The sequence below is a fragment of the Mycobacterium paraffinicum genome, from assembly GCF_025822865.1.
GTDB classification, from domain to species: domain Bacteria; phylum Actinomycetota; class Actinomycetes; order Mycobacteriales; family Mycobacteriaceae; genus Mycobacterium; species Mycobacterium paraffinicum.
On the sequence record NZ_JACKUR010000019.1, the window covers coordinates 62,274 to 89,264 of the forward strand.

32 protein-coding genes are annotated in these 26,991 nt (G+C 66.1%); 20 read left to right on the plus strand and 12 right to left on the minus strand.

All coding sequences use genetic code 11. The features are described 5' to 3' along the window. The first annotated feature begins 22 nt into the window (after positions 1-22). Genes H7J89_RS08430 through H7J89_RS08440 form a run of 3 tightly spaced genes read left to right on the plus strand, consistent with a single transcriptional unit; the run spans position 23 to position 2,462 of the window. Positions 23-1,168, plus strand: coding sequence for an amidohydrolase family protein (locus H7J89_RS08430; protein ID WP_264041382.1), 1,146 nt, complete (start codon positions 23-25; stop codon positions 1,166-1,168). 1 nt (position 1,169) lies between these two features. After that, entirely contained in the window at positions 1,170-1,580 is a 411-nt protein-coding gene (locus H7J89_RS08435; RefSeq protein WP_264041390.1) for a Rieske (2Fe-2S) protein, read from the plus strand. A gap of 15 nt (positions 1,581-1,595) precedes the next feature. Continuing rightward, complete coding sequence (locus tag H7J89_RS08440; protein WP_264041398.1) at positions 1,596-2,462, plus strand: alpha/beta fold hydrolase; 867 nt, start codon at positions 1,596-1,598, stop codon at positions 2,460-2,462. A gap of 5 nt (positions 2,463-2,467) precedes the next feature. Here H7J89_RS08440 and H7J89_RS08445 read toward each other — a convergent pair whose 3' ends face one another. Next, positions 2,468-2,941, minus strand: a complete 474-nt coding sequence (locus H7J89_RS08445; RefSeq protein WP_264041406.1) for a hypothetical protein — start codon at positions 2,939-2,941, stop codon at positions 2,468-2,470. 36 nt (positions 2,942-2,977) lie between these two features. Here H7J89_RS08445 and H7J89_RS08450 point away from each other — a divergent pair, with 36 nt between their 5' ends. Together H7J89_RS08450 and H7J89_RS08455 are read left to right on the plus strand one after the other, a co-directional pair. Continuing rightward, a complete protein-coding gene (locus tag H7J89_RS08450) occupies positions 2,978-4,285 on the plus strand; it encodes an NADH-ubiquinone oxidoreductase-F iron-sulfur binding region domain-containing protein (RefSeq protein ID WP_264041412.1) in 1,308 nt (435 codons plus the stop codon). After that, positions 4,282-4,578, plus strand: a complete 297-nt coding sequence (locus H7J89_RS08455) for a ferredoxin (RefSeq protein ID WP_264041419.1) — start codon at positions 4,282-4,284, stop codon at positions 4,576-4,578. The genes H7J89_RS08450 and H7J89_RS08455 overlap by 4 nt, the downstream gene beginning before the upstream one ends. Positions 4,579-4,737: 159 nt before the next feature. Here the strand turns inward: H7J89_RS08455 and H7J89_RS08460 are convergent, their stop codons facing one another. Further along, on the minus strand, positions 4,738-5,481 hold the full coding sequence (locus H7J89_RS08460) for a hypothetical protein (protein WP_264041428.1): 744 nt from the start codon (positions 5,479-5,481) through the stop codon (positions 4,738-4,740). 11 nt (positions 5,482-5,492) lie between these two features. Continuing rightward, the gene (locus H7J89_RS08465; RefSeq protein ID WP_264041437.1) at positions 5,493-6,413 is read right to left on the minus strand and encodes an NAD-dependent epimerase/dehydratase family protein; all 921 of its coding nucleotides are present in this window, start codon (positions 6,411-6,413) and stop codon (positions 5,493-5,495) included. A gap of 179 nt (positions 6,414-6,592) precedes the next feature. Here H7J89_RS08465 and H7J89_RS08470 point away from each other — a divergent pair, with 179 nt between their 5' ends. The 7 genes from H7J89_RS08470 to H7J89_RS08500 all read left to right on the plus strand — a co-directional run bounded on the left by H7J89_RS08470 (position 6,593) and on the right by H7J89_RS08500 (position 12,697). Then, positions 6,593-6,913, plus strand: a complete 321-nt coding sequence (locus H7J89_RS08470) for a hypothetical protein (protein WP_264041449.1) — start codon at positions 6,593-6,595, stop codon at positions 6,911-6,913. A 108-nt stretch (positions 6,914-7,021) separates the two neighbouring features. Continuing rightward, positions 7,022-8,686 (plus strand): thiolase C-terminal domain-containing protein, encoded by a 1,665-nt coding sequence (locus H7J89_RS08475; protein ID WP_264041464.1) that lies wholly within the window; start codon positions 7,022-7,024, stop codon positions 8,684-8,686. Beyond that, positions 8,683-9,558, plus strand: a complete 876-nt coding sequence (locus tag H7J89_RS08480) for an alpha/beta hydrolase (protein ID WP_264041477.1) — start codon at positions 8,683-8,685, stop codon at positions 9,556-9,558. Before H7J89_RS08475 ends, H7J89_RS08480 begins: the two co-directional genes overlap by 4 nt. Then, positions 9,555-10,370: an NAD(P)-dependent oxidoreductase gene (locus H7J89_RS08485; protein ID WP_264041489.1), complete on the plus strand. Its 816-nt coding sequence runs from the start codon at positions 9,555-9,557 to the stop codon at positions 10,368-10,370. The genes H7J89_RS08480 and H7J89_RS08485 overlap by 4 nt, the downstream gene beginning before the upstream one ends. Beyond that, entirely contained in the window at positions 10,367-11,167 is an 801-nt protein-coding gene (locus H7J89_RS08490) for an NAD(P)-dependent oxidoreductase (protein ID WP_264041502.1), read from the plus strand. Before H7J89_RS08485 ends, H7J89_RS08490 begins: the two co-directional genes overlap by 4 nt. 113 nt (positions 11,168-11,280) lie before the next feature. Further along, on the plus strand, positions 11,281-12,486 hold the full coding sequence (locus tag H7J89_RS08495) for a cytochrome P450 (protein WP_264041514.1): 1,206 nt from the start codon (positions 11,281-11,283) through the stop codon (positions 12,484-12,486). A gap of 10 nt (positions 12,487-12,496) precedes the next feature. Further along, the gene (locus tag H7J89_RS08500) at positions 12,497-12,697 is read left to right on the plus strand and encodes a ferredoxin (RefSeq protein WP_066957765.1); all 201 of its coding nucleotides are present in this window, start codon (positions 12,497-12,499) and stop codon (positions 12,695-12,697) included. Positions 12,698-12,701: 4 nt separating this feature from the next. On the opposite strand, the gene H7J89_RS08505 is transcribed toward H7J89_RS08500, so the two are convergent. The 9 genes from H7J89_RS08505 to H7J89_RS08545 form a co-directional block, all read right to left on the minus strand. Beyond that, positions 12,702-12,935 carry a DUF1330 domain-containing protein gene (locus tag H7J89_RS08505; RefSeq protein WP_264041772.1) on the minus strand — a complete coding sequence of 78 codons (234 nt, stop codon included), beginning with the start codon at positions 12,933-12,935 and terminating at the stop codon, positions 12,702-12,704. Between the two features lie 60 nt (positions 12,936-12,995). Beyond that, a complete protein-coding gene (locus H7J89_RS08510) occupies positions 12,996-13,184 on the minus strand; it encodes a ferredoxin (RefSeq protein ID WP_264041546.1) in 189 nt (62 codons plus the stop codon). Continuing rightward, positions 13,181-14,452 carry a cytochrome P450 gene (locus H7J89_RS08515; RefSeq protein ID WP_264041561.1) on the minus strand — a complete coding sequence of 424 codons (1,272 nt, stop codon included), beginning with the start codon at positions 14,450-14,452 and terminating at the stop codon, positions 13,181-13,183. Before H7J89_RS08515 ends, H7J89_RS08510 begins: the two co-directional genes overlap by 4 nt. 121 nt (positions 14,453-14,573) lie before the next feature. After that, positions 14,574-15,089 (minus strand): hypothetical protein, encoded by a 516-nt coding sequence (locus H7J89_RS08520; protein WP_264041580.1) that lies wholly within the window; start codon positions 15,087-15,089, stop codon positions 14,574-14,576. A gap of 17 nt (positions 15,090-15,106) precedes the next feature. Continuing rightward, the gene (locus tag H7J89_RS08525) at positions 15,107-15,700 is read right to left on the minus strand and encodes a TetR/AcrR family transcriptional regulator (RefSeq protein ID WP_264041589.1); all 594 of its coding nucleotides are present in this window, start codon (positions 15,698-15,700) and stop codon (positions 15,107-15,109) included. Between the two features lie 123 nt (positions 15,701-15,823). After that, on the minus strand, positions 15,824-16,972 hold the full coding sequence (locus H7J89_RS08530) for a thiolase family protein (protein WP_264041598.1): 1,149 nt from the start codon (positions 16,970-16,972) through the stop codon (positions 15,824-15,826). A gap of 4 nt (positions 16,973-16,976) precedes the next feature. Further along, the gene (locus H7J89_RS08535; RefSeq protein WP_264041607.1) at positions 16,977-17,789 is read right to left on the minus strand and encodes an enoyl-CoA hydratase/isomerase family protein; all 813 of its coding nucleotides are present in this window, start codon (positions 17,787-17,789) and stop codon (positions 16,977-16,979) included. Beyond that, entirely contained in the window at positions 17,786-18,952 is a 1,167-nt protein-coding gene (locus tag H7J89_RS08540; RefSeq protein WP_264041779.1) for an acyl-CoA dehydrogenase family protein, read from the minus strand. The genes H7J89_RS08535 and H7J89_RS08540 overlap by 4 nt, the downstream gene beginning before the upstream one ends. 133 nt (positions 18,953-19,085) lie before the next feature. Beyond that, entirely contained in the window at positions 19,086-20,384 is a 1,299-nt protein-coding gene (locus H7J89_RS08545; RefSeq protein ID WP_264041615.1) for an amidohydrolase family protein, read from the minus strand. Positions 20,385-20,817: 433 nt separating this feature from the next. On the opposite strand from H7J89_RS08545, the gene H7J89_RS08550 reads away from it, so the two are divergent. The 8 genes from H7J89_RS08550 (at position 20,818) to H7J89_RS08585 (ending at position 26,871) form a co-directional block, all read left to right on the plus strand. Continuing rightward, positions 20,818-21,354, plus strand: a complete 537-nt coding sequence (locus tag H7J89_RS08550; RefSeq protein WP_264041636.1) for a carboxymuconolactone decarboxylase family protein — start codon at positions 20,818-20,820, stop codon at positions 21,352-21,354. Between the two features lie 13 nt (positions 21,355-21,367). Beyond that, positions 21,368-22,645 carry an aromatic ring-hydroxylating oxygenase subunit alpha gene (locus H7J89_RS08555; protein ID WP_264041644.1) on the plus strand — a complete coding sequence of 426 codons (1,278 nt, stop codon included), beginning with the start codon at positions 21,368-21,370 and terminating at the stop codon, positions 22,643-22,645. Further along, positions 22,629-22,952 carry a hypothetical protein gene (locus H7J89_RS08560; RefSeq protein WP_264041653.1) on the plus strand — a complete coding sequence of 108 codons (324 nt, stop codon included), beginning with the start codon at positions 22,629-22,631 and terminating at the stop codon, positions 22,950-22,952. The genes H7J89_RS08555 and H7J89_RS08560 overlap by 17 nt, the downstream gene beginning before the upstream one ends. 3 nt (positions 22,953-22,955) lie before the next feature. Continuing rightward, positions 22,956-24,200, plus strand: a complete 1,245-nt coding sequence (locus H7J89_RS08565) for a metal-dependent hydrolase family protein (RefSeq protein WP_264041662.1) — start codon at positions 22,956-22,958, stop codon at positions 24,198-24,200. Further along, positions 24,172-24,606 (plus strand): nuclear transport factor 2 family protein, encoded by a 435-nt coding sequence (locus H7J89_RS08570; protein WP_264041669.1) that lies wholly within the window; start codon positions 24,172-24,174, stop codon positions 24,604-24,606. Before H7J89_RS08565 ends, H7J89_RS08570 begins: the two co-directional genes overlap by 29 nt. Then, positions 24,603-25,700 carry an acyl-CoA dehydrogenase family protein gene (locus tag H7J89_RS08575; RefSeq protein WP_264041678.1) on the plus strand — a complete coding sequence of 366 codons (1,098 nt, stop codon included), beginning with the start codon at positions 24,603-24,605 and terminating at the stop codon, positions 25,698-25,700. The genes H7J89_RS08570 and H7J89_RS08575 overlap by 4 nt, the downstream gene beginning before the upstream one ends. A gap of 60 nt (positions 25,701-25,760) precedes the next feature. After that, positions 25,761-26,519, plus strand: a complete 759-nt coding sequence (locus H7J89_RS08580) for an acyl-CoA dehydrogenase family protein (RefSeq protein ID WP_264041787.1) — start codon at positions 25,761-25,763, stop codon at positions 26,517-26,519. An 88-nt stretch (positions 26,520-26,607) separates the two neighbouring features. Continuing rightward, complete coding sequence (locus H7J89_RS08585) at positions 26,608-26,871, plus strand: DUF4190 domain-containing protein (RefSeq protein WP_066958034.1); 264 nt, start codon at positions 26,608-26,610, stop codon at positions 26,869-26,871. The last annotated feature ends 120 nt before the right edge of the window (positions 26,872-26,991 follow it).

Genomic DNA, 26,991 nt, shown 5'->3' on the forward strand with positions numbered 1-26,991 from the left:
ACCTGATACCGAGGAGTTTCAGATGACGTTGACCCATTCGCAGGAGCGGGTTCCCGCTGCCGAGCGCATAGCCGTCCGATGCGTCGACTCAGATGTCCACCCGGCGCCCAAGCGCGGAGAGCTCCTGCCGTACATCCCCGAGCCCTGGCGCAGCAAATACTTCCTCACCCGCACCGTGGGTGAGCAGATTTACTACGACGCCCCCGACTACGCCCACTCCTACGCGATGCGGGTGGACTCCTTCCCCGCCAACGGCGAATTCCCCTGCAGCGACCCGGATATGGCGTTTCGCCAGCTGATTATGGAGGCCGGCTCGGACATCGCGATCCTCGAACCGGCGGCCTACCCGGCCCGCCTGCCCGAAGCGCAGCACGCGATGTCGAGCGCGTTGAACGAATGGCAGGCCAATCACTGGTTGGACAGCCACAACAACTGGCACCAGCGCTGGCGCGGTTCGATTTGTTGCGCCATCGAGGAGCCGGCAGAGTCCGTGCGCGAGATCGAGAAGTGGGCCGGTCACCCCTACATGGCCCAGATTCTGATCAAGGCCGAGCCGCGGCCGTCGTGGGGGCACCCGAAATACGACCCGATCTGGGCTGCCGCCACCAAGCACGACATCACCGTGAGTTGTCACCTGTCGCGCAGCCAGTTCGACGAGCTACCGATCCCGCCGGTGGGATTTCCCAGCTACAACCACGACTTCATGGTGACCTACTCGCTGCTGGCCGCCAACCAGGTGATGAGCCTGATCTTCGACGGCGTGTTCGACCGGTTCCCGACGCTGCGGATCGTGTTCGTCGAGCACGCGTTCAGCTGGATCCTGCCGCTGATGTGGCGCATGGATTCGATCTACGAGGCACGCAAGTCGTGGGTCGACATCAAACGCAAGCCGTCGGAGTACGTCAAGGACCACATCAAGTTCACCACCCAGCCGCTGGACTACCCCGAAGACAAGACCGAGTTGACCCGCGCGCTGGAATGGATGGAGTGCGACAAGATTCTGCTCTTCTCCTCGGACTATCCGCACTGGACGTTCGATGACCCCCGCTGGCTGGTCAAGCACCTTCCCAAGGCCGCCCGCGACGCGGTGATGTACAAGAACGGCATCGCCACCTACCACCTGCCCGAGACCGTTCCGGTCCTCGAGGGTCAGACCCGGGTGCTCTGAATTGACCTTAGAACAAGACGGGGCAACCAAACGGCCTGAGCCCCGTCTCGCCCAGGGCCGTGAGCATGTTGTTGCGACCGTGGATGAGATCCCACCGGGCAAGCACAAGCTGGTGCCCATCGGGCGGCACGGCGTCGGCGTATACAACGTCAACGGCAGCTTCTACGCCATCGCGAATTACTGCCCACACCAAGGCGGTCCGCTCTGTTCGGGCCGCGCAAGGGGACGCACGGTCGTGGACGAAACCGCTCCGGGCGACTCGGTCATGGTGCGCGACCTGGAGTACATCTACTGCCCTTGGCACCAATGGGGTTTCGAGCTGGCGACCGGCACAACCGCCGTCAAGCCCGAATGGAGTATTCGGACCTATCCGGTGCGCGTCGTCGGCAATGACGTTGTGGTGCAGGCCTAGCTACAGGAGAATCGGGTGCCTTCAATCGAGATCAATGGCGGAAATGTCGTCTACGAAATCCTCGGTGAATCGGGCGATCTCATTGCCCTGACGCCCGGCGGCCGGTTCAGCAAGGAGATTGAAGGCCTGCGTCCGCTTGCCGACGCGCTCGCCGCCGGCGGCTACCGCGTGCTGCTGTGGGACCGGCCGAACTGCGGTGCTTCCGATGTGCAGTTCTACGGCCAGAGTGAATCTCACATGCGCGCCGAGACGCTGCACGAGCTGGTGACCGGGCTGGGCTTCGAGCGCTGCATTCTGGCCGGCGGCTCCGGCGGCGCAAGGGATTCCATGCTGACCACGATGCTCTACCCGGAGATGGTCACCAAGCTCGTCGTGTGGAACATCGTCGGTGGCATCTACGGCACCTTCGTGCTCGGCTCCTTCTACATCATCCCGAGCATCCTCGCGGTGCGCGGCACGGGCATGGACGGGGTGGTGAAGGTGCAGGAATGGCGCGACCGCATCGAGGAGAACCCCAACAACAAACAGCGGTTCCTCGACTTCGATTCCGACGAGTTCCTCAAGGTGATGCTGCGCTGGCTGAACGCGTTCGTCTCCAAGCCGGGACAGACGATCCCGGGCGTCGAAGACGAGATGTTCGAACGGATCACAGTGCCCACCTTGATCATTCGTGGTGGCGAGAACGACATGGATCATCCGAAGCGGACATCGCTGGAGGTCAGTTGCTTGATCAAGGGGTCAAAGCTCATCGACCCCCCGTGGCCGGAGGATGCATGGGAGCGTGCGTCCGAGGACCGCGCGGCGGGGCGGGTGCAGCACTTCAACATGTTCGACACGTGGGTGCAGGCGGCGCCCCCGATCCTCGAGTTCCTGGGTTCGTGATGTCCCTACACGGTGCGAATGTGAACCTCGCAGTTGAGCGACGCCTCGAGGGCCGTGTGGACCCGGCTCTCGGGAATGCGTTCGAGGTCCTTCTCACGCAGCGTTACGTACACGATGTCGAAACCGTCGTTCCCGGGCATCCGCTCGATATCACCGGTGAGCCCGAAGCCGGACAACACGCCGTGGGCGTCGTCGTCGGTCCCCCGGCTGATGAAGGTGACTACTCCCGGAACCGGTTCGGCGGCGAACACCCTGCCGCACAGGCGGATCGCCAATTCTCTGGCCGCGTCGACGTCTTCGGCCGCGATCAGCAACTCGACTTCACGGCGCCCGGCGGGCATCGCCGCGAGGTCGTTCTCGACGACGTCTGCACCCGCTTCACGCGCAAGCCCGAGGAGCGCTGCCATGCCGTCTCGTAGCTGCGGGACCGTGCAAACGCTGTCCGGGTCGACATTGACGCGCACCACCGCAGTTCGCATGTGCGCAAGCCTAACTAAGACGATGACAGGCCTGCCGTGAACGCCGCCCAGTCCATGACCATCACCACCGCGACCTTCCCGGGCGCTGAACCCCGGCTGCTCTTCGAACGAACCGGCCAAGCCCGCGAGGACCTCACGGCGTACCGCCGGCTCGGCGGGTATCGCCCGCTTGCCGACGCCGATGCATTGCTGAGCGAGGTCGACGGCAGCGGGCTGGTCGGCCGCGGTGGTGCGGCCTTCCCGCTCGCGGTCAAGTTGCGCACGGTGCGCGACAACGGGCGCATTGCCGGCGGCGCCGTGGTTGTCGCGAATGGCGAAGAGGGCGAACCGGCTTCGATCAAGGACCGCTGGCTGCTGCGCAACCGCCCCCACCTGATCCTGGACGGGCTGAGGCTGGCCGCCGCGATCGTTGGCGCCGACCGCGCGTACGTCTACGTGTCCGACCCGGAATCGGCGCACAGCGTCGAAACCGCCCTCGGCGAACTCGATCCCGACGCCCTCGGCGGCGTCACGGTCGACATGTTGACCGTGCAGCCCGGATACGTGGCCGGGGAGGAAACCGCCGCCGTCCGCGCGATCAACGGCGGCCCGGCCAAGCCGACGGACAAGCCGCCGCGCCCATTCGAATCCGGCGTCGATGATCACCCGACTCTGGTGAGCAATGTCGAGACCCTGGCCAATCTCCCTTACCTGCAGCGCCACGGCTCTGTGTCGTTCCGCTCGCAGGGCACGTCGCTGTCCCCGGGCACCTTCCTGGCCACCATCACCGGGGCGGGCCGCCCGGCCGCACTCTATGAACTTCCGCAGGGCTTGCCGTTCACCGAAATGCTTGCACTGCACGGTGTTTCACCTGAACAGGTGCGTGGGGCGTTGATGGGCGGCTACTTTGCCGGCCTGCTCAACCGCGCCGTACTCGAAGCAACTTTGGACCACGAGACGATGCGGCGACTCGGCAGCGGTTTGGGTTGCGGCGCGATCTCGGTGATCACCGACGACTGCCCCGTCGCGGTAGCGGCGTCGGTGCTGGCCTACTTCGACCGCGAAAACGCCGGACAATGCGGCTCGTGCTTCAACGGGACGGCGGCGATGGCCGCCGTCGCCGGCGCGCTGCGCGACGGAGCCGCGACGACCGAAGACGTCGACCGGTTGCGCCGTTGGTCGGTGCTGCTGCGCGGACGCGGCGCGTGCGCAACGCTGGACGCCGCCACCAACGTGGCCGCCAGCCTGCTCAGTCAGTTCCCGGACGAAGTCGCCGCACATCTCGGCGGCACGTGCCAGGACTGCGTCCGGGGCATGTTCCGCGCCGACTGTCCCTACGAGGCGGAAGTTGTGAGGCTCGCGTGAAAATCCGCCTGGATCGCACCGTCTGCGACGGCTTCGGCATCTGCGCGAAGTACGCGCCCGGATACTTTTCGCTCGACGATTGGGGTTACGCGTCCCTGATCGGCGACGGCACCGTGGCGGAGGCGGATCGTGACGCCGTCATGCGCGCCCTGATGGACTGCCCGGTGCACGCCATCGCCGAGATCGGTGAGCGCACATACCCCACCCCGCAAGCGCCGCTCGCCGACGCGGACGATCCGGCCGAGCGCCTCAAAACCGAGGAGAACGAGGCGGAGTGGGGCTTCACCCGTTGACCCGCCAATCACAAAGCCCGACAGAGCGACGAGAGAGTTCCTGGTCCGCCGCCTGGGTGCGGCCCGTTCGGTTGCGTCCTTGTCCAAGGAACGATTCGCACCACAGGGTCCGTGACAGTCGGAGCCGGCCGTCAGGCCAATGCGCATGCGGCCCAACGCCTACGGCACATGCCGGTCCCACTCAAACGGCACCACCGCGAAAAACGGTGCGGCGAACAACGGTTCGACGCCCGGCTCCTCCCAACGCGCCGACAGCACCGGCCGCAGGCGCTCCCCCACGGCGGCGGGATCGTCATCGAGGAAGCAATACGTAATGGCCTGGCCCGCTTGAGCGTTCGCGAGATGCGCGTCGACCTGCCGTGATACCGCGGACCAGGCGCCGGCGACGCCCGGCACTTCCACCAGCGAACTCGCCGAGGCCGATCCCCGCTCGACCAGCAGGAAAACCCCCCGCGCGGGCAGCCAGGGCAGGACGTCCGACCCCACCTTGACCCTGGGCGCGGCCGCCTTGGCCCGCACCTCATAGACGCCGCGCTCCACCGGTGGCAGCAGCGGGAGCTTGCGCCCGGCGTTTCCGAGTGCCGAGGACAGTTCGTTGAACCCGCGCAGCCCGGCCCGGTCGGTGAAAAAGTACGTCATCACGTGGTCGACCCCGTCCAACGGCCCACCACTGATCGGCCGCGCAGAGCGACAGGCCGGCGTCGAGACCAACCGCAACGAGGCGCGCACCGCCGCCAACCGGTGTTGCTCCGGTCGGTGGTCCAGGGTGTGCCAGCGCAGGTACTCGGCATCCAGACCGTCGGGATGGCGAGTCGCCATGGATACGAACAACGTGGAGATCTCCCCGCGCCCGGCGGCGAGGATTTCGGCGACCTCGTCAGATGGCGTGCCCGGAAGCTGCATCACAAGTGTCCTCAAGATTCCGTCGAATCGTATTCGGTCAGCGCGATTTCGGGATGCCGGACCTCGATCATGCGCCGGAAGCCCTCGCGCCAGGGCACTTTCGTGCGGCCGAGCACCTCGTGCATCCGGGTGACATCCGGCCACAGCGGCGTGTGTGCGTCGGTCGTGTATTCGAACACCGGCTCGACACCGATCAACTGGCCCATGAACGTGCAGTAGTCCTCGACGCTGACCGTTTCGCTACCGGCCCAGTTCACCACGACCGGCGGCACCGCGCCGACCTCCATCGCGCGGATGCCGAGTTCCACGTAGTCGTCCTCGTAGAGGGGGTTGTAGTTGTTCGGCTTATCGGGATGTAGTCGAATTGGTTTGCGCGCCAACATGGCTTCGAGGCGATCGGCGGGAGCACCGCCCTGCGGCCCATAGGTTGAGCAGATCCGGATGATGGTCAACGGGATTCGATAATGGCTGGCGATCCAGCTGCACACCGACTCCGCCGCGACCTTGGAGAAGCTGTAGTTGGCGCGCAGCGGGACTCCCGGCGGATCGGTTTCGGCCAATGGTCGCTGCCCTTGGTACGCGTAGATCGAGCCGGTTGAACAGAAGACGAACCCCTTTGCGGCGCGGCAGTGGTACAACAGTTCGCCCGACATGTGCGCATTCGTTTCGACGCAGCGGTTCCAGTCGCCCGCGCCGGTGTCCACCGCAGCGTGAAAGACGTAGGTGAAATCCTCTGGAAGGTCGGTGAAGTCGCCCGCGCCGATGTCCAGCGGGACGGGTTTGATGCCCGCGCCGACGAGCCTGTCTCGATCGGCGGGGTCTTTGAGGCGCGCGGCGCCCCACACTTCGTTGGAAGCCGCCAGAGCCCGCGCGATGGGAAACGCGATCTTGCCCGTCGCCCCGGTGATCAGGATCTTTTCTGCGTCGAGCAATCAGCCCTCCCGAATGTGAAGTACTTGATATGCGCTTGGCAGCATAACTCCCGGCCGAATGAAAATGGCAGGAGAGGCCGGTTCGGAATCGCGTCGCGCCCGATGTTCTTACCTGGTCGGCTTCAAGGGAATAAGCTGATACCCGCCAAGGTCAGGATGGCCCCACTGGGAGGCCCACCATGAGATGGTTTGTTCGTCGTCTGACCGCCGTCGTGGCGGTCGGCTTCGTAGCGATGACGGTCGCGGTGATCGCGACGCCGGGAATCAGCGCGGCCCAGTGCGATCACGGCATGTCGTTTAATCCCGCGACCTTCGAGTGCAAACCGCCGCCGGCGTCACCGGCGTGGTACACCCGCCCGCCGGCGTACGCGCCCTCGTTCGCCGGGCAGGATGTGCCGCCGCCTCCGCCACAGCCATGGTGGACGTCGGAACCCCCGATGTGGAGTGCCGGCTTTCATCAGTGGGGCATTTACGTGGGCGGCGTTTGGGTGCCGCTCTGACCGATACCATCTCGATCACCCTCGCGTGCGAGTGATAACGTAATTCTCCGATTCGTATAACGGGCCTACCAGGTCGCATTCGGGGACCGTTCGACTCGCGGAGGTGACGTGTCTGCACCGGGACGCCCGCTGCCCCTGATCACCCAGGAAAACGAATTCTTCTGGACCTCGGGCGCCGACGGGAAGCTGCGCCTGCAGAACTGCAATGCTTGCCAGTCGCTGATCCATCCGCCGGCACCGGTGTGCCGGTACTGCCGGTCCCGCGACATGGGCGTGCGGGCGGTCTCCGGCACGGCGACGCTGGCCGGCTTCACCATCAATGAGCGGTTCAGTCTGCCCGGGCTGCCGGCGCCCTACGTGGTCGCCCAGGTCGCGATTGCCGAGGACCCCCGCGTGCGATTGACCACCAACATCGTGGAGTGCGAACCCGATCAGCTCGAGCTCGGCCAGCAGGTGGAGGTCGTCTTCGAGCAGGCCGAGGATGTGTGGTTTCCGCTGTTTCGGCCCTTGCGCGCGGGGGGCGCCAATGGCGAGCGCGGTCCGCTGCCGGACGACGACATCGCGCCCGAGCGGTTCGGCGAACACGTCCGGCCGATGCTGACCGCCGAGAAGTTCGAGGACAAGGTCGCGCTCACCGGGATCGGCATGTCGCCGATCGGACGCCGTTTGATGCAGCTGCCGCTCGCTCTGACGGTGCAAGCCTGCGAAGCGGCAATCGCCGACGCCGGCCTGACGTACGCCGACATCGACGGACTATCCACTTACCCCGGCGCGATCAATGTCGGCGGATTCGGGGAGGGCGGCGTCACCGCTCTGGAGGCGGCCCTCGGCATTCGGCCGACATGGCACAACGGCGCCATGGAGACGTTCGGCCCCGGCGGATCGTTGATCGCCGCGATGCTTGCGGTCGCATGCGGTCTGGCGCGTCACGTGCTGTGCTTCCGCACGCTATGGGAGGCCACCAACGGCGAACTGATGAAGCAGGGCAAGATCAGGCCCTCGGGAGGCCGGATGCCGGGCTGGCAGATGCCGTTCGGCGCCACATCGGCGGCCCACACGCTGGCCATGAACGCGCAGCGGCACTTTCACCGGTACGGCACCACCAAGGAGACGCTGGGCTGGATCGCGTTGAACCAGCGGGCCAACGCCGAGCTCAACCCCACTGCCATCTATCGAACCCCCATGACGATGGACGACTATCTGCACGCGCGACCGATCACCACACCCTTCGGCCTCTATGACTGCGACGTGCCCTGCGACGGCGCCATAGCGGTGATCGTCTCCGCCATCGACGCCGCCCGTGACCTCGCCAAGCTCCCGGTGCTGGTGGAGGCGGTGGGTACGCAGATCGTCGAGCGAATCGACTGGGACCAAAGCACTTTGACCCATGAGCCGCAGGTGCTGGGCCAGGCCGCGCACGTGTGGACCCGCACCTCAATGCGGCCGGCCGATGTCGACGTGGCCGAGCTCTACGACGGCTTCACCATGAACTGCCTGTCCTGGATCGAGGCGCTGGGGTTCTGCGGGATCGGCGAGGCCAAAGATTTCCTCGACGGCGGCAAGAACATCGCCCGCGACGGCCAGCTGCCGCTCAACACGCACGGCGGCCAGCTTTCGCACGGCCGCACCCACGGCATGGGCCTGGTCCACGAGGCCGTCAGCCAGTTGCGCGGGGAGGCCGGCGACCGTCAGGTCGCCGACGCCCGGGTTGGCGTAGTAAGCAGCGGCGGCCTTACGCCCAGCGGTGTGCTGCTCCTGCGGGCCGACGCATGAGCGCGCCGCGTCCAAGGTTGGTGATCGTCGACGGCGTGCCGATGTCGGCACTGATCGCCGAAGCCCCCGATCCCAAAGCCGTAATCGTGGCCATCCACGGCGGAGGCACCACCGCGATCTATTTCGATTGCCCGGGTCACCCCTCGTTGTCCCTGCTACGTACCGGCGCCGCAGCCGGATTCACCGTGGTGGCACTCGATCGGCCCGGCTACGGCAGCTCCGCGCCCTACCCGGAGGCGATGGTCGAGGGCAATCAGCGCGTCAACCTGGCCTACGGTGCGGTCGAGCGCATCATCGGCGAACGACCAAGCGGCGCAGGCCTGTTCGTCATGGGGCATTCGGGAGGCTGCGATCTGACGATGCGGATGGCCGCCGACGAACGCGGTGGCGATCTACTCGGCATCGAATTGGCCGGCACCGGTCGGCACTACCACCCCGCGGCCAAGGAAATACTCAAAACGGCGACCCGCGAACGACGCCCGTCGGGCATGCGCGACCTGCTGTGGAGCCCAGAGCACCTGTATCCGCCCGAGGTCCTCGGCGGAGCGACGGTGTCCCCGTCCGCGCCGTCGTACGAGGACCAAATGGTGTCGGACTGGGCACGGCAGACCTTCCCGGCGCTGGCCCCGGCCGTGCGGGTGCCCGTGCACTTCAGCATCGCCGAACACGAAAAAGTCTGGCAGGCCGATGATTCGGCGGTGCAGCAGATTACCGCGATGTTCTCCGCTGCGCCGCGCTTCACCGTACACAGGCAACTCGGGGCGGGGCACAACATCAGCCTCGGCCACACGGCCGCCGACTATCACGCGGAGGTCCTTGCGTTCGTCGACGAATGCGTGACGGCAGCACGCTCGGAAGAGGCCACCGGATGAGAGTCGGGTTCATCGGACTGGGCAGCCAGGGCGGTCCCATGGCGCGGCGGATCGTCGAGGGCGGCTACGAGACGACACTATGGGCGCGCAGAACCGCATCCCTCGAGCCGTTCGCCGACACCGAGGCGAAGGTCGCCGAATCACCGGCCGAGCTCGCCGCGGCCAGTGATCTGGTCTGCCTATGCGTGGTGGGCGACGCCGACATCGACGAGATCGCGAGCGGCGAGCGCGGGCTGTTGGCGGCGATGGAGCCGGGTGGGTTGATCGCCGTGCACAGCACCGTGCATCCCAACACCTGCCGTGAACTGGCGAATAAGGCTGCCGCTAAGGGTATCTCGGTGATCGACGCGCCGGTGAGCGGCGGCGGCCCGGCGGCGTCCGAAGGGCGCCTGCTGGTGATGGTCGGTGGCGACGCCGACGTCGTCGAGCGTTGCCGCCCCGTCTTCGCGACCTACGCCGATCCGATCGTCCACCTCGGCGAGCTGGGTTCGGGTCAGACCACCAAGCTGCTCAACAACCTGCTGTTCACCGCCCACCTGGCGACCGCGGCCACCGCGCTGGCGCTGGCCGGCGCCCTCGGTGTCGACCCGGACCGCCTCACCGAAGTCGTCTCCCGCAGCAGCGGGAATAGCTTCGCCCTCAACGCCCTTGGCGGCATCGGCGGCCTCGACCGCCTTGCCGGCGTGGCCGGGACGCTGCTGCAAAAGGACGTCCGCCTGGTGGTCGACCTGGCCGACCGGGCCGGCGCGCGCGGCGGTGCCGTGCTGGATGCGGCCGACGCCGCGCTGATCCTCATGGGCCATCCGCGGTGAGAGTCGGTTTCATCGGCGCGGGCCGGATGGGCCGCCCCATGGTGGGCCGTCTGGTGGCGGCCGGGCACGACGTCCTGGCCGTGGGCCGGACCGCGGGCCGGCGGGGCGATCTCGAGCAGCTCGGGGCCCGGGCCGTCCACGAGGTGCCCGCGGCCGGTGCGGGGGCCGATGTCGTGGTGCTCTGCGTGTTCAGCGATCAACAGGTGCGCGAGGTGTGCCTGGACGGCGGATTGCTCTCCGCCATGCCGCCCGGTTCGGCGTTGGTGGTGCACACCACCGCCAGTCCGACGACAATCGACGCCTTGGCCGCACGCGCCGACGGCGTCGACGTCGTCGATGGGGCGGTCAGCGGGGGACCGCACGACATCGCGGCCGGCCGGCTCACCCTCTTCGTAGGTGGCACCGACGAGGCGGTGACCCGGGTGCGGCCGGTGCTGAGCTGCTACGGCGATCCCGTCTTGCACGTCGGGCCCGCCGGAACCGGACAAAAGGTGAAGCTGGTCAACAACGCCTTGTTCGCGGGGCATATCGGGCTGCTCGCGGAATCGATCAGGCTCGGCCAGCAGCTGGGCGTCCCGGAGTCGACGCTGCTGAACGCCCTGACGCACGGCAGCGCGAGCAGCCGCGTCTTGAGCCTGGTGGCGGCGGGCGGCTCCGTCGAGTCGTTCATTGAGGTCGCCGGCGAATTCGTCAGCAAGGACGTGGCGGTCGTGCGCAACGTCAGCGATGAACTCTGCGGCGACCTGGGCGCACTCGATGACGCCATCAGGGCCATGAACGTCGCGAAGAGGGGTTGAGATACCCGTGTTTCGGTCTTTCAGGTTCGTCACGAAGGTATTACCGTTACCGTTACAGTCAACGACTCGGCTGTAACGATTTCAGCCCGCCCTCGCCGCTGAGGAGGATTTCAGTGACAAAACCGAAGGTCATCTTCGATCCGTACTCCGAGGATTACTTCAACAACCCGTTCGACACCTATCGACGGATGCGCGAGGACGCGCCGCTGTATTACGACGAGAAAGAGGACTTCTACGCGCTTACCCGCCACGAAGACGTCGCGGCGGCATTTAAGGACTTCGAGACGTATTCTTCGGCGCGCGGCTGCGACCTGGCGATGGTGCGCCGGGGCATAGCCCCCGAGCAGAAGTCGATCATCTTCATGGATCCGCCGGAGCACCGCCACATGCGCAGCCTGCTCAACAAGGCGTTCACCCCCCGGGCCATCCAGTCCCAGCGCGAAACGATCGTCGAGGTTATCGACAAGTACCTGGGCGCCGCCGACCCCGACAACTTCGACGTCGTGCAGGACTTCTCCGGGCCGTTCCCGGTGGAAGTCATCACCCGGATGGCCGGGGTGCCGGAGGAATACCGCCAGCAGGTGCGCCACTGGATCGACACCAGCCTTTCCCACGAACCTGGCCAGATCGAGATCAGCGAAGCCGGCATGCAGGCCAACATCGACACGGCGATGTACTACTTCAGCCTGGTTCAGGAGCGGCGCCAGGAGCCGCAGGACGACATGATCAGCCGGCTGATCGCGGCCGAGATCCCGGGCGAATACGGCCAGCTGCGCAAGCTCGACGACATCGAGATCTGCGGATTCGCAACGCTTCTGGGCGGCGCAGGTGCCGAGACCGTCACCAAGCTGATGGGCAACGCGGCGGTGATCTTCGCCCGCAACCCCGACCAGTGGCAGAAGCTGCAGGAGGACCGCGACAAAATCCCGGGGGCCGTGGAAGAGCTACTGCGCTACGAGGGCCCGGTGCAGTACAACGTCCGCTACACGCTCAAGGAGGCGCACGTCAGCGGTGGCGTGATTCCCCCGGGCAAGCCGGTGTTCCTCTGCGGCGCCGCGGCGAACCGCGACCCGGAGGCCTTCACCGACGCGGACACGTTCGACATCGAGCGCGACCAGACCGAGGCACAGCACCTCGGCCTCGGCTACGGCATCCACAGCTGCCTCGGCGCCGCGCTGGCACGCCTGGAAAGCAGGATCGCGCTGGAGCGGCTCCTCGACTTCATGCCGCGCTACGAGGTGGACTGGACGGGGTGCAAACGGGTGAACATGCAAAACGTCGCGGGCTGGAAGAACGTGCCCGTCAAGGTGCTTCGGTAAGGGGGTTGCCGTGACGAAGAAGATCGAAGTCGATTGGGGGCTCTGCGAGAGCAACGGCGTCTGCATGGGCATCAACCCGGAGATCTTCCTCCTCGGCGACGACGACATGCTGACCGTCTTGCAGGAGGAGGTCACCCCGGAGAACGAGGCGGACGTGCGCGAGGCCGTGCGTCAATGCCCCCGGCAGGCCATCTCGATCGTGGGCGAGTAGCGGGTCAGAAACCTGCGATGATGACGGCGTTGCAGTCGGCTGCGGCCTGCCGCAATTTCGCCGCCTTTTGATAGCCCTCGGACTCGTACCACGCGCGGGCCGTGTCCACGGATTCGAATTCCAACACGACGGTCTGGTCGCCGTGCCAGTCGCCTTCGATCACTTTGGGTGCGGTGTCCACCGCGAGGATGGTGGCACCGGCCATGGCCGAACCAGCGGCCTGCGCATAGGCTTTCATGCCCTCCGGATCCTTGATGGCCTCCGTGAGGATGACGTACCCTTTCGACACTGAATCTCCTTAGATTCTGCTGATGGCCTGTTCGGGGCAGCACTCGATGGCCTCCTGGGTGGCGGCCTCGAATTCCGCTGGGACATCGGATGGTATCGCCTCCGCGTAACCGTCGTCGGTGAGGCTGAACACCTCCGGGCACAGCGTCGTGCAGACGCCGTGCCCGCGACAGCGCTGGTCGTCGACTGTGACTTTCATGCCGGCGTGAACTCCAGGTGCAGTTCCGTCAGCCCGCGCAGGATGTACGTCGGAACGTATTGGTAGCGGCGGTCATTCGCCGGGCCGTGGATGTCTTCGTTGATCCTGATGTCCGACGTCCGGTCGAGCAGGCGCTCGATCGCCACCCGGGTTTCGGCGCGCGCCAGCGGCGCGCCGGGGCAGCTGTGGATGCCGCGCCCGAACGAGATGTGCTGGCGGGCGTTCTTGCGCGCGGGATCGAAGGTGGCTGGGTCGTCGAACCGGCGCGGGTCCCGGTTGGCAGCCGCCTGCACGATCATCACCGTGGTGCCCGCGGGCAGGTCGACCCCGCCGACATTGACCGGCCTGCGGTTCATCCGGAAGTCGCCCTTGACCGGGCTCTCGATGCGCAGCGACTCTTCGATGAAGTTGGGGATCAGGCTGCGGTCCTTGCGCAGCTGCGCCTGGATGTCGGGCCGCTCCCCAAGCGTCTGCAAGGCCGCGCCCAGCAACCGGACGGTGGTCTCCTGGCCCGCCGAGAAGACATTGCTGGCCACCCGCGCCACGTCTTCGACGTCTGGGGTCGAGCCGTCCGGGTAGGTGGCGGTGGCCAGGCCGGTCAGCACGTCGTCGCGGGGCTCACGCCGGCGGTCGATGACGTAGTCGGAGAACAGGCCGTAGAGGAATTCCAGCGGGCTGTGGGCCAGGGACCCCTTGGTGCCGCCGATGCCGCCACCTGCGTGCTCAGCGATGCCCTTGACGAACTTGTCGCGATCCTCCAGGGGCACGCCGAGCAGGTCGGCGATGACCAAAAGCGTGAACGGGCTCGCGAAGCCCTTGATGAATTCGCCGCGCCCGGACGCGAGAAAGTCGTCGAGCACCTGGTCGGCGAGCACCCACATGGCGTCCTCGTTTTCCTTGAGGCGCTTCGGGGTGATCAGCCGCATGAGCAGCGAGCGGTGGTTGGTGTGGGTAGGGGGATCGAGGGTGGGCAGCTGGTCGCTGAACGGCAATTCGTCGCGATGTTTCTCGATCAGTTCGGTGACGTCGTCGCCTTCCAGCGGTACCGGAAAGCCGGGAAACGGGCCGGTGACGGAGACGCATGAGGACCACGTCTCGGCGTCGTTGAGCACCGCGCACGCCTCGTCCCAACCGGTGATCATGGTGACGTCATGATGGCTCTCGCGCGTGACGGGGCACTGCCGGCGCAGCGCCTCGTAGTAGGGGTACGGGTCTTCGATGAGCTCGCTGCCGCGGAAGAAGTCCAACTCGGAGAATTCGTTCGTCATCTCCTGCTCCTTGAATCTCGGCTAGTGAGAACACGCCTCTCGCAGATGAGTATTACATTTCCACACGGCCTGGTTGGTCGTCAACGAGGGTCGGCCGTCGCCGAGGGTGCGGTGTGCGGCGTTAGCTGGCGGGAACCAGATCCGCGGCGACCGATGGCCAGGCCAGGAGCCCGCTGCGGAAGGTCTCCGCGTGACCGATCGAGCCGTGCGGCACCGCGGCGGCGGCCAGGGCCTGGGCTTTGAACGTGTGGGCGGCCATGCTCAGCCGGTGCTGCACCAGGCCGACGCTGTCGTCGAGCTCGGCCGGCCAGGTCTCCCCCCACAGCGTGACCTCGGTGACGCCGTGATCAAGGGCCTGCAACACCCCTTGCCGGACCCGCGGGTCGCAGCCGAACAAGTCCGCCGCCGCCGCCAGGGCCTGGGGACGAGGACGAGACTGCACTGACGCCAACGCGTCTTCCAGGTCGACCACCCGGGCGCCAAGGATCTGCAGCGGCCGGTCGTCGGCGTTGTCGGCCAGGCCCGCCAGGAGCACGGTGACGTCCCACCCGGCCATCGCCCGGTCGAACAGCCAGCCGCCGGCGAACCGCACCACGTCGACGACGGTGGCGGCGACCACGTCGAGCCGGTATCTCATGTCCTCGCGCCGCTCTTCTACGGGGCGAAGTCCCGCGCCAGAGTCTCGGCGTACTGCTTGAACACCTCGGTTAGCGGTATCGATGGATCGAGCAACCATGTGGTTTCCATTCCGTGGACGAAGGCGAGTATTTCCACTGCCTTGACGGCGGGGTCTATGTCTCTGCGGTACCGGCCATCCGCCTGCCCGCGGCGGATCAGGTCGGCAACGATGTCGGTCGCGGCGCGATGCCGGGCGAGCATCCGGTCGTGCAGCGGAGCGTCGGGAAGGATGTTTTCGACCAGCAGCACCGTGAACGTTCCGACCAATTCGGGTGCCCGGTTGAACCGATCGGCGACCTGGGCGATCTGGGCGAAGAGGTCCCCGGTCCGGTCGGCATGGAGGTCGTCGTCGAGATCACGCGCGTCGAGGACGGCGTGCAGCAGCTGCTCTTTGGACTCGAAGTGATGAAGCAATCCTGCGGGGGTGACCCCAGCCTCGCCGGCGATCTGGGCGAGGGTGGTGCCGCGCCAGCCGTTGTGCGTGAGCAGCCGTTGAGCGACATCGAGTATCCGCTGCTTGCGGTCCTCGCCTTTGGCGAGCAACGTGTCGTATCGCCGTGCGTCGGGCACCGGACTCCTTTGACCGATTGGCGGGGGCTGAACCAACCTAGTGAACACACAGTAGGTTAGTTTGGCCGCTGTGACAACCGTCACGCAGGGTGCCTTTTTTCGTCTTGCGGCTGAGCCGCCGGGCTAGCGCACGAGCTCGACCAGGGTGGCGTTGGCGGTGCCGCCGCCCTCGCACATCGTCTGTAGCCCATAGCGAATCCCGTTGTCGCGCATGTGGTGGGCCATCCGCGTCATCAACACCGCACCGGAAGCGCCCAACGGGTGTCCCAGCGCGATGGCACCGCCGAGCGGATTGACCCGCCCAGGGTCCGCTCCCGTTTCGGTGATCCATGCCAGCGGCACCGGCGCGAAGGCCTCGTTCACCTCGAACGCGCCCACCTCTGGGAGGGGTACGCCGGCCTTCTTCAGCACCTTCTCGGTCGCCGGGATGGGCCCGGTGAGCATCAGTACCGGGTCGGCCCCGGTCACCGCCCCAGCCAGGTAGCGAACCAGCGGCGTCAGACCCAACTCGACGGCCATCTCCGCCGTCGTCACCAGCAGCGCGGCCGCACCGTCGGAGATCTGGGAGGAATTGCCCGCGTGGATCACCCCGTCTTCGGTGAAGGCGGGCTTGAGTCCGCTGAGTTTCTCGACCGTGGTCCCCCGCCGGATTCCCTCGTCGGCGGCGACGACCGCTTCGTCCTCGGTGAACACCGGCACGATCTGGTCGGTGAACGCGCCGGCATCCTGGGCCGCGGCGGCCCGCTCGTGGGATTGGGCGGAGTACTCGTCGAGCCGGGTGCGGGAGAAGCCCCACTTCTTGGCGATCATCTCCGCCGACAGGCCCTGGTTGAAGGAGAAGCCGTCATAGCGGGCGAGCACCTTGGGGCCGTACGGCATGCCGGTCGCCCTGGCCGACCCCAACGGAACGCGGCTCATGACCTCGACACCGCCGGCAACGACGACATCCCGCTGGCCGGACATCACCGCCTGCACAGCGAAATCGAGCGCCTGCTGGCTGGAGCCGCATGCCCGGTTGACGGTGGTCCCGGGGATGGTCTCGGGCCATCCGGCGGCCAGCACCGCGTAGCGGCCGATGTTGCTCGACTGGTCACCCACCTGGGACACACATCCCCAGACGACGTCGTCGATGATCTCCGGATCGACACCCGTGCGTTGCAGGAGTTCGTTGAGCACGACGGCGGACAGGTCGGCGGCGTGCATCCCGGACAGGCCGCCGTTGCGCTTCCCCACCGCTGTGCGCACGGCTTCGACGATGACTGTTTCCCGCATATCCCTACTCCGCTTCCTTCTCCGATTTCGATAGCGCCCACCGGCCAGTAAACGACGGCTCCCGCCGCTCCGCGAAAGCGGCATACGCCGTGCCCGCATCCGCCGTCGCGAAATTGCCCACCTGGGCGCGGGCCTCGTTCGCCAGCGCCTCGCGCAAGGTGTTGTCGGCTCCCTCGTTCAGCAGGGCCTTGGTGTGGGCGAGCGCGATCGGCGGACCGGCCGCCAGCCGGTCGGCGAGATCGTCGACGAAGGAGTCGATCTCCGCGTCCGACACCACCCACGTCACCAGATTCAGCGCGTACGCCTCCTCGGCGTCAATCGTCTCGGCGAGCAGCGCAAGCCGCTTGGCCTGTTGCAGGCCAACGAGTTTGGGCAACAACCAGGAACCACCGAGGTCTATGGACAGACCTCGCTTGGAGAAGATCTGGCAGAACGTCGATTCCGGCGTGGCGACGACGAAGTCGCATCCCAATGCCAGGTTCCAGCCCGCCCCGACAGCGACCCCGGCGACCTTGGCGATCGTCGGAATCGCGAGCTCGTGTAGCTCCAGCGCGACGTCAGTCAGCCGCTGCAGCTTGTAATTCGGGTGAATGTCGTCGGGGACCGAGATGTCGGCGCCGGAGCAGAAGCTGTCGCCGGAGCCGGCGAGCACGAGCGCGCGCACACCGCGGTCGTGACCGGCGGCGTGCAGCGCGTCGCGCAACGCGACCCAGAGTTCTGGGTTGATCGCGTTCTTACGGCGCGGACGGTTGAGGGTTAGGGTGCGTACTCCGGCGCGGTCTTCCGACAGCAGCACGGGGTCGCCATGCGCGGTCAATAGCTCCTCGGCAACTTCAGAACGTTGGATCCCAGGAAGTTCAGGATCATCTCCTGGCTGACGGGCGCGATCTTCATCAGCCGGGCCTCGCGGAAGTAGCGCGTGATGTGATACTCCTCCGCATATCCCATACCGCCGTGCGTTTGCAACGCCCGGTCCGCGGCGGTGAAGCCCGCATCGGCGCACAGGTATTTCGCCGTATTCGCCTCGCGCCCACAGGGTTTGCCGTTGTCGTACAACCAGGTGGCCTTGCGCAACATCAATTCGGCGGCGTCCAGGCGTGCCAGCGAGTCCGCGAGTGGGAACTGCAGGCCCTGGTTCATGCCGATGGGCCGGCCGAACACCTCACGCTCGTTTCCGTATTTCACCGCCTTGTCCAGCGCCACCCGGCCGATGCCGAGTGCCTCGGCGGCGATCAGCATCCGCTCCGGATTCAGACCGTCCAGGATGTATTGAAAGCCCTTGCCTTCCTCGCCTATTCGGTCCTCGACGGGTACCTCGAGATTGTCGATGAACAATTCGTTGGAGCTGACGGCGTTGCGGCCCATCTTGCGGATGGGGCGGACGTCGACGCGGCTGCGGTCGAGATCGGTGATGAACAACGTCATCCCGTCTGTCTTCTTAGTGACTTCCTCATATGACTGGGTACGCGTCAGCAGCAGGATCTTGTCGGACTCCATGGCTTTGGAGATCCACACCTTCCGACCGTTGACGATGTAGCGATCGCCGTCGCGCTTGGCGAAGGTGGTGATGCGCGACGTGTCCAGTCCGGCACCGGGTTCGGTCACGCCGAAGCAGACGTGCACTTCGCCGGTCGCGACCTTGGGCAGCGTGCGCGCCTTGAGTTCGTCGGAGCCGTGCACCACCACCGGTTGCATGCCGAAGATGGACAAATGGATCGCGCTGGCGGCGTTCATGGCGCCGCCGGATTTGGCGACCTCCTCGAGCAGGATGGTGGCTTCGGTGATTCCGAGGCCGTGACCGCCGTATTGCGGGGGGATCGTCATGCCCAGCCAGCCACCCAGTGCGATGGCGTTGTAGAACTCGGTCGGAAATTCGTGCGCCTGGTCTTTTTCCATCCAGTACTGGTCGTCGAACTTGCGCGCCAACTCGGCGACCGACCGGCGGATCAACTCCTGGTCGTCAGTCAGCTCGAAATTCATCCCAGCGCTGGGCATTGCTGGATCTCCTCTTCATTGCTGACGGCGAGATTGCCGTAGTGGTCGTGAGTTGCCGAAAATCGCGACCCTCACCGCAATCTCGACGCAGCGCGCCCAGCCCGAGCCGGTGGCGCCGTTAGTCCTTGTTGCCGGAAAGGGCCTTCGCGTTAGCCGCGAAGTCCGCGAATGACGAGCCTCCCCGGGTGTCCTTTTCGTGGCCCTGCGCCTTGATGGACACGTCGTGCCCCTCGGCGGCCTTGCGCAGCGCGCCGACGGTCGCCTGTTCGCGCGAAATGTGGGTGAACGGGTCGAACGAGTACCACCGCATGGCGTTCTCGTGCGTCATCTTGTTGATTTCGTCGTCCGGAACGTTGTTGAGGGACAACACATCCCACAGCTCTTCCGGCGCGCCCGGCCACATCGAGTCGCTGTGCGGGTAGTCGGCTTCCCAGCAGATGTTGTCGATGCCGATCATATTGCGCAGTGCTACGCCGACCTTGTCGCTGATGAAGCAGGTCAGGAAGTGGTCACGGAAGACCTCGCTGGGCAGCTTGCCCTTGAAGTCCTGGTGCGTCCAGGCGGAGTGCATCTCGAAGGTCCGGTCCGCGCGCTCCAGGAAGTAGGGAATCCAGCCCGTTCCGCCCTCGGACAGCGCGACCTTCAGGTCCGGGTACTCCTTGATCGGCCGCGACCAGAGCAGGTCCGCCGCGGCCTGCACGATGTTCATCGGCTGCAGGGTGATCATCACGTCCATCGGCGCATCCGGCGCGGTGATCGCCAGCCGGCCCGAGGAACCGATGTGCACGTTCATCACGGTGTCGGTGTCCACCAGAGCTTTCCACAGCGGGTTCCAGTACTCGTCGTGGAAGCTGGGATAGCCCATCGCGGCCGGGTTTTCGGTGAAGGTCAGCGCGTGCACGCCCTTCTTCGACACGCGGCGCACCTCGGCGGCGCACGCCTCCGCATCCCAGATCACCGGGATCGCCATCGGAATGAAGCGCGCGGGGTAGGCGCCGCACCACTCGTCGATGTGCCAGTCGTTGTAGGCCTGCACCAGCGCGATCGAGAAGTCATTGTCGTCGGTGGCGAACAGCCGCCCGGCGAAGCCGGGGAAGGAGGGGAAGCAGATCGAGGCGAGGATGCCGCCGGCGTTCATGTCCTTGACGCGCTCGTCGACGTTGTAACAACCCGGCCGGATCTCGTCGAGCCCCGTCGGCTCGATGCCGTACTCTTCCTTCGGCCGTCCGGCGACCGCGTTCAATGCCACGTTGGGGATGACGGTGTCGCGGAACTTCCACATGTCCGAACCGTCGGCGTTGTGCACCAGCCGGGGCGCGTCGTCCTGGTATTTCTTCGACAGGTGGTTCTTGAACATGTCCGGCGGCTCGACAGTGTGGTCGTCGACGCTGATCAGGATCATGTCTTCTTTGTTCATGGCCGTTGCCCTTCCGTCGGGTCCGCCTACTCGGTTCCGCTCCCACGCAGCCTCGGCGAATCGCTGTCCCGTCCCAAGATCACTAAAATGAAAACTATCTTCTCGCCAAGTGAGAATCAACATCCAGCCCACGTCACGACCCGCGTTGATCGCCCGACCACCGTCGGAACCAGCCCCTAGATTGCCCTCCTCGGAGCGAAGATGCGCCGATCTAAATGGCGTCGTTGCCAACGAGTCGGGCAGCTCTCCTGACGTTTTCGCTGGCAGGCTGCCGCTTCGGAGGCCGGATGGGCTTACGGCGCCCGGACCGGCCGCGCGCCCGCCGACCGGCATTGACCGGCCGGACGATCCGTGCAACTCTATTGGTTAGAAATGAGAATATGATTCTCCTTGGCCGAGAGGTGGCCGAGAGGATGGCGAGAGGAGAGCACGGATGCGGTTGCCGCCGCTGCCGGCTGATCAGTGGGACGAGGCGACCCACACGGCACTCTCGGCAATGCGTGACCCCGCGGCCAACAACGCGCTCAGCACCCTCGCCCACCACCCGGCGCTAGCCAAGGCGTTTCTGCGGTTCAACGTTCACCTCTTGACCTCGTCCACGCTGCCGGCGCGCGTCCGCGAACTGGCCATCCTGCGTGTCGCGCATCGTCGCGAATGCGCCTACGAGTGGTCTCATCACGTCAGCATGGCCAAGGCCGAGGGGATCACCGACGATCAGATCGCCGCGGTGCTGGCTGATGCCGGCGAGGACGGCGGCCACTTAGACAGGTTCGACCAAACGGTGCTCACCGCCGTCGACGAACTCGACGGTAGGTCTGGGTTGTCCGACGAGACGTGGTCCGCGCTCGGCGAGCGCCTCAACGACCAGCAGCGAATGGATTTCGTCTTCACGGTCGGCTGCTATGCCCTGCTGGCCATGGCCTTCAACACTTTTGGCGTACAGCTCGAGAACGCCGAGCAGAACCACTAAGAGAGGTAGAAAGTTGCCGCACTTCCCGAAGCCAGCCGCCGGCAGCTGGACAGAAAACTACCCCGAACTGGGGACCTCGCCGGTCGATTACAGTGACTCGATCGATCCGGCGTTCTTCGAAGCCGAGCGCGAGGCGGTCTTCAGGAGGACCTGGCTCAACGTCGGCCGGGTCGAGCGACTGCCCCGTACCGGCAGCTATTTCACCAGAGAGCTGCCGTCGGCCGGCAAGGGCACTTCGGTGATCATCACCAAGACCAAGGACGGGACGGTCAAGGCGTACCACAACGTCTGCCGCCACCGCGGAAACAAGTTGGTGTGGAACGACTTTCCCAACGAGGAAACCTCCGGGACCTGCCGGCAGTTCACCTGCAAGTACCACGCTTGGCGCTATAGCCTCGACGGCGACCTGACCTTCGTCCAGCAGGAAGAAGAGTTTTTCGACCTCGACAAGAGCAAATTCGGCCTGGCCCCAGTCCGCTGCGAGGTGTGGGAAGGCTTCATCTTCATCAACTTCGACGACAACGCGGCGCCGCTGATCGACTACCTCGGGCCGCTGGCCAAGAGCATCGAGGGCTACCCCTTCGGCGAGATGACGGAGACCTACTCCTACCGGGCAGAGGTCGGCAGCAACTGGAAGCTCTTCATCGACGCGTTCGTCGAGTTCTATCACGCGCCGATCCTGCACCAGGGGCAGTACACCAAGGAGGAAGCCGCCAAGATCCAGAAGTTCGGCTATGAGGCGCTGCACTACGAAGTGGCGGGCCCGCACAGCCTGCAGTCGACCTGGGGCGGTCAGGCGCCGCCTCCGGACATGTCCATGGTCAAGCCGATGGACCAGGTGTTGCGCAGCGGTTTGTTCGGTCCCTGGGACAAGCCGGAGATCATCGAGAAGCTGGAGCTGCCGCCGGGGGTCAACGTGAAACGGGTGCCGCAGTGGGGCATCGACTCGTGGCTCTTCTATCCCAACTTCATGTTGTTGATCTGGGAGCCGGGCTGGTTCCTGACCTATCACTACTGGCCGACCGCCGTGGACAAGCACATCTTCGAGTGCACGCTGTACTTCGTCCCGCCGCGCAATGCCCGGGAACGCCTGGCCCAGGAGTTGGCCGCCGTAACCTTCAAGGAGTATGCGCTACAAGACGCCAACACGCTGGAGGCGACCCAGACCATGATCGGCACCCGGGCCGTCAAAGAATTCCTGCTGTGCGATCAGGAAGTCTTGATCCGCCATCTGCACAAGACGACCGGCGATTACGTGAAGGAGTACCAGAACAATGGCGTTACCGTCTGAATTCGCCGACCTGGAGCCGTATTTGGATTGGGACCTGGCCACCGAGCCGGAGCGCTACGCCAAGCGGCTGGCCTCGACGATGGCCGAGATGCAGGCGTTCTACGACGTCGCGTTTCCACGCCTCAACGATGTCATCGAGTACTGCGACAAGTACCCGTTGGACGACCTGCCCGACGACGCGAAGACTCTCATGCACGTCATGCAGTCGCTCGTCATGGTGTCGTTTCCGATCGAGGCGTGGAAACAGGCCCGGGTGCCCGACAGCGGCGCGGCCTGGGTGGAGTGCATCCGGGAACCGGTGATTTAACCGGTGTTGACCCTCAAGGCCGCCGGGCTGCTCGACGTCGACGCCGGCGAGATCGTGTCCCCCGGCGTTGTGCAGATCGAGGGCGATCGGATCGTCGGCGTCGGGGGCACTGGCCCCAGGGGCCCAGGAGACTCGGTCATCGATCTTGGCGACCAGATCCTGCTGCCCGGGCTGATGGACATGGAGGTCAACCTGCTGATGGGCGGCCGCGGGGAGAAACCCGGCCTGTCCCAGGTTCAGGACGATCCGCCGACGCGGGTGCTGCGCGCGGTCGGCAATGCGCGGCGCACGTTGCGCGCCGGATTCACCACCGTGCGCAACCTCGGCCTGTTCGTCAAGACCGGCGGCTACCTGTTGGACGTCGCGCTGGGTAAGGCCATTGACGCCGGCTGGATCGACGGTCCGCGCGTTGTGCCGGCCGGGCATGCCATCACGCCCACCGGCGGCCACCTGGACCCGACGATGTTCGCGGCGTTCGCGCCCCACGCCCTGGAGTTGACCGTCGAAGAAGGGATCGCCAACGGCATCGACGAGATCCGCAAGGCGGTGCGCTACCAGATCAAACACGGCGCCGAGCTGATCAAGGTCTGCTGTTCGGGCGGGGTGATGTCGCTGACCGGTCCGCCCGGCGCGCAACACTACTCGGATGAGGAGCTGTGTGCGATCGTCGATGAGGCCCACCGGCGTGGGCTGCGCGTCGCGGCGCACACGCACGGCGCCGAAGCGGTCAAGCATGCCGTTGCGGCCGGCATCGACTGCATCGAGCATGGCTTTCTGATCGACGACGAAGCGATCGCGTCGCTGGTCGAGCATGGCACCTTCCTGGTGAGCACCCGGCGCCTGGCCGATGGCGATGCGATGGACGTCTCGCACGCTCCGCCGGAGCTGCAGGCCAAGGCGGCCGAAATGTTCCCGAAGGCCAGGACCTCGATTCTCGCCGCCTACCAGGCCGGCGTGAAGATCGCGGTCGGCACCGACGCACCCGCGATCCCGCACGGACGCAACGCCGACGAGCTGGTCACCCTCGTCAATTGGGGCCTGCCGCCGTTGGCGGTTTTGCGGGCGGCGACGGTGACCGCAGCCGAGCTGATCAACTCGACGGACCGTGGGCGGCTCGCGGCGGGACAGCTCGCCGACATCATCGCCGTGCCGGGAAACCCCTTGGAAGACATAACCGTTACCCAGCAGGTGAGCTTTGTCATGAAAGGCGGCAAGGTCTATGTCGACAAATCAGCCAACCCGAACTGACGACCTGGTCGAGATCCAGCAGCTGCTCGCCCGCTACGCGGTGACCATCACCCAGGAAGACATCGACGGGCTGATCGGTGTCTTCACCCCGGACGGGACCTACAGCGCGTTCGGCGACACCTACCGATTGGACAGATTTCCCGAACTGGTGGCCGCGGCGCCAAAAGGCCTGTTCCTCACCGGAACTGCGCTGATCGAAAATCTCGACGGTGACGCCGCAAGTGGCACCCAACCGTTGTGCTTCATCGACCACGCCACCCACGACATGCGAATCGGTTACTACCGCGACACCTACGCCCGCACGCCCAACGGGTGGCGGTTGAAGACCCGTGCCATGACGTTCATTCGCCGCAGCGGCGTGCACGACTCCGGGCGCCCGCACGCCGTCGGCCGTCCCACGCCGTGAATGTCGAGGAGTTCCGGGCCGGTCTGCGCTCGTGGCTCGACGACAATGACTTGACCCCGGGTCCCGACCACTCGCTGCAGGGCCATATGCGGCAGTTCGCCCGCGTCAGCCGCGCGCTCTACGACGCCGATTGGATGCGCTACGGCTGGCCCACCGAGGTCGGCGGGTTGGGTGGTCCCGCGGTGCTGCGCGCGATCGTCGGCGAGGAAGTGGTCGGTCGCCGTCTCGCGGAACCCGGACCCTATTCGATGCTCGAGGTGCTCGCACCGACGATGATCGATTACGCCCCGGCAGGGCTTGCCGCCGAAATGGTGCCGCGTCTGCTCAGCGGCGAAGAGCAATGGTGTCAAGGCTTTTCCGAGCCGGGGTCAGGCAGCGACCTGGCCTCGTTGACAACCCGCGCAACGCAGCAAGGTGATGACTGGATCGTGAACGGGCAGAAGGTCTGGACCAGCTTCGCGCAGTTCTCGACGCGCTGCGTCCTGCTCACCCGCACCGCGCCCGGACACGACGGAATCACCGCCTTCTTCGTCGACCTCGACACCCCGGGCATCACCATCCGGCCGCTGCGGACAATGCATGGCGTCGACGAATTCTGCGAGGTCTATTACGACGACGTGGTGATCCCGGGGAGCCGGATGCTCGGTCGGCCGGGAGACGGCTGGCGGCTCGCCATGGACCTGCTCCCCTATGAGCGATCCACCTGCTTCTGGCAGCGGATCGCGTACCTGTACTCCCGCTTCGATGACCTCATCGCGCAGGCGTCCAGTGTCGGTGACGCGGACGAATCCTCCCTCGGGGCAGCGTATCTGGCGCTGCACATGCTGCGCTGCCGGTCGCGGGACACCCAGCACCGGCTGCGCGACGGAGCCCGATTGGGACCTGACACGTCGATCGACAAGGTGCTGCTCGCCGGCGCGGAGCAGCGACTCTACGACACCGTCCGCGAGCTGTTGCCCGGGGCGCTCGAGCTGGACGACACGCCGTGGCGCTCGGAATACCTGTACTCGCGCGCGGCGACCATCTACGGCGGCACCGCGGAAATTCAGCGCAACATCATCGCTCGCCGGCTGCTCGACCTCGGGAGGGAGTGAACCGTGGAGTCGACGGATCCTGAGTCGCTGCGACTGCTCGAAGGTTCGCTGCGGACGACGATGACGGCCGCGTCGGGGGTCAAGCTCGACGCGGCGCTGGCCGACCTGGGCTGGCGCGACATGCTGGACGAAATGCCGGATGTCGCTGTGCCTTTGGTGTTCCGCCTGCTTGGTGAGACGGGCACGCACGCGCCGGTGCTCAACGATGTGGTGTTACGCGAGAGCGGGGCTGCGCCGGGAGGCACCGCGCCGCTGCCGTTCGCCGGCGGCTCCTGGGTGATATGGGAACGGGGCGAGGGCGCGGGGAAGGCGGTCGACGAGTCGCTGCCGATACACCGTGTGCCGCAGGGTGATTCTTTGCCGCCGGCCGCGCTGCACGCGGGGCGGCGGGCAGTGGGCTGGTGGTTGGTCGGCGCCAGCCGGGCCATGCTCGCGCTGGCGCGCCAGCATGCCCTCGACCGCATCCAGTTCGGGCGGCACATCAGCTCATTCCAGGCGATCCGGCACCGGCTGGCCGAGACGCTCGTCGCGATCGAGGGCGCCGAGGCGACGCTGCACGTCGCCGCACAATCAAACGATCACGACGGCCTGGCCGCCCTGCTGGCGAAGGCCGCCGCCGGCCAGGCCGCGCTCACCGCCGCCCGCCACTGCCAGCAGGTGCTCGGCGGGATCGGCTTCACCGCCGAGCACCCGCTACATCACCACGTCAAGCGATCGCTGATCCTGGACGGCCTGCTGGGCAACGCACGGGAGCTCACCCGGGAGGCCGGAAAAGCGTTGGTGGATAGGCGGTTCGCGCCGCGGCTTGCCGAGCTCTAGCCAGCCACGGCCCGCCGCCACGCTCGCCGCCGGAGGACCGGCAAATCTGCGCGTAGACTCCGTCTGGCCACCAGGAGAACGGGACGCGATGAGTCAACCCGAGCAACCACGAAACGAGATGGGCGTCGCTGCGCTGCTCGTGGGCCTGGTCGCGCTCCTGACCTGCTGGATGCTGATCGGGGTGCCGTTCGGCATTGCGGCGGTGATCACGGGCGACATCGCGCGCAGACGCGTGCAGCGGGGCGAAGCGAACAATCCGCGAATCGCGCTGGCGGGCATGGCGTTGGGGGCCGTATCGATCGCAGCCGGGCTCGTCGTGATCGGGTACTACGCCTGGCGAGACGCCCGCTAGTGGTGTGTCCCGCAAATAATTGGCTGTTGGTTGGTATGATGTCTTGCATGCGACCACCTGTTCCAGCTCTGTTGGTGTCTGCGGGACAACGTGAGGTTCTTGAGTCTGTGGCCCGCTCGT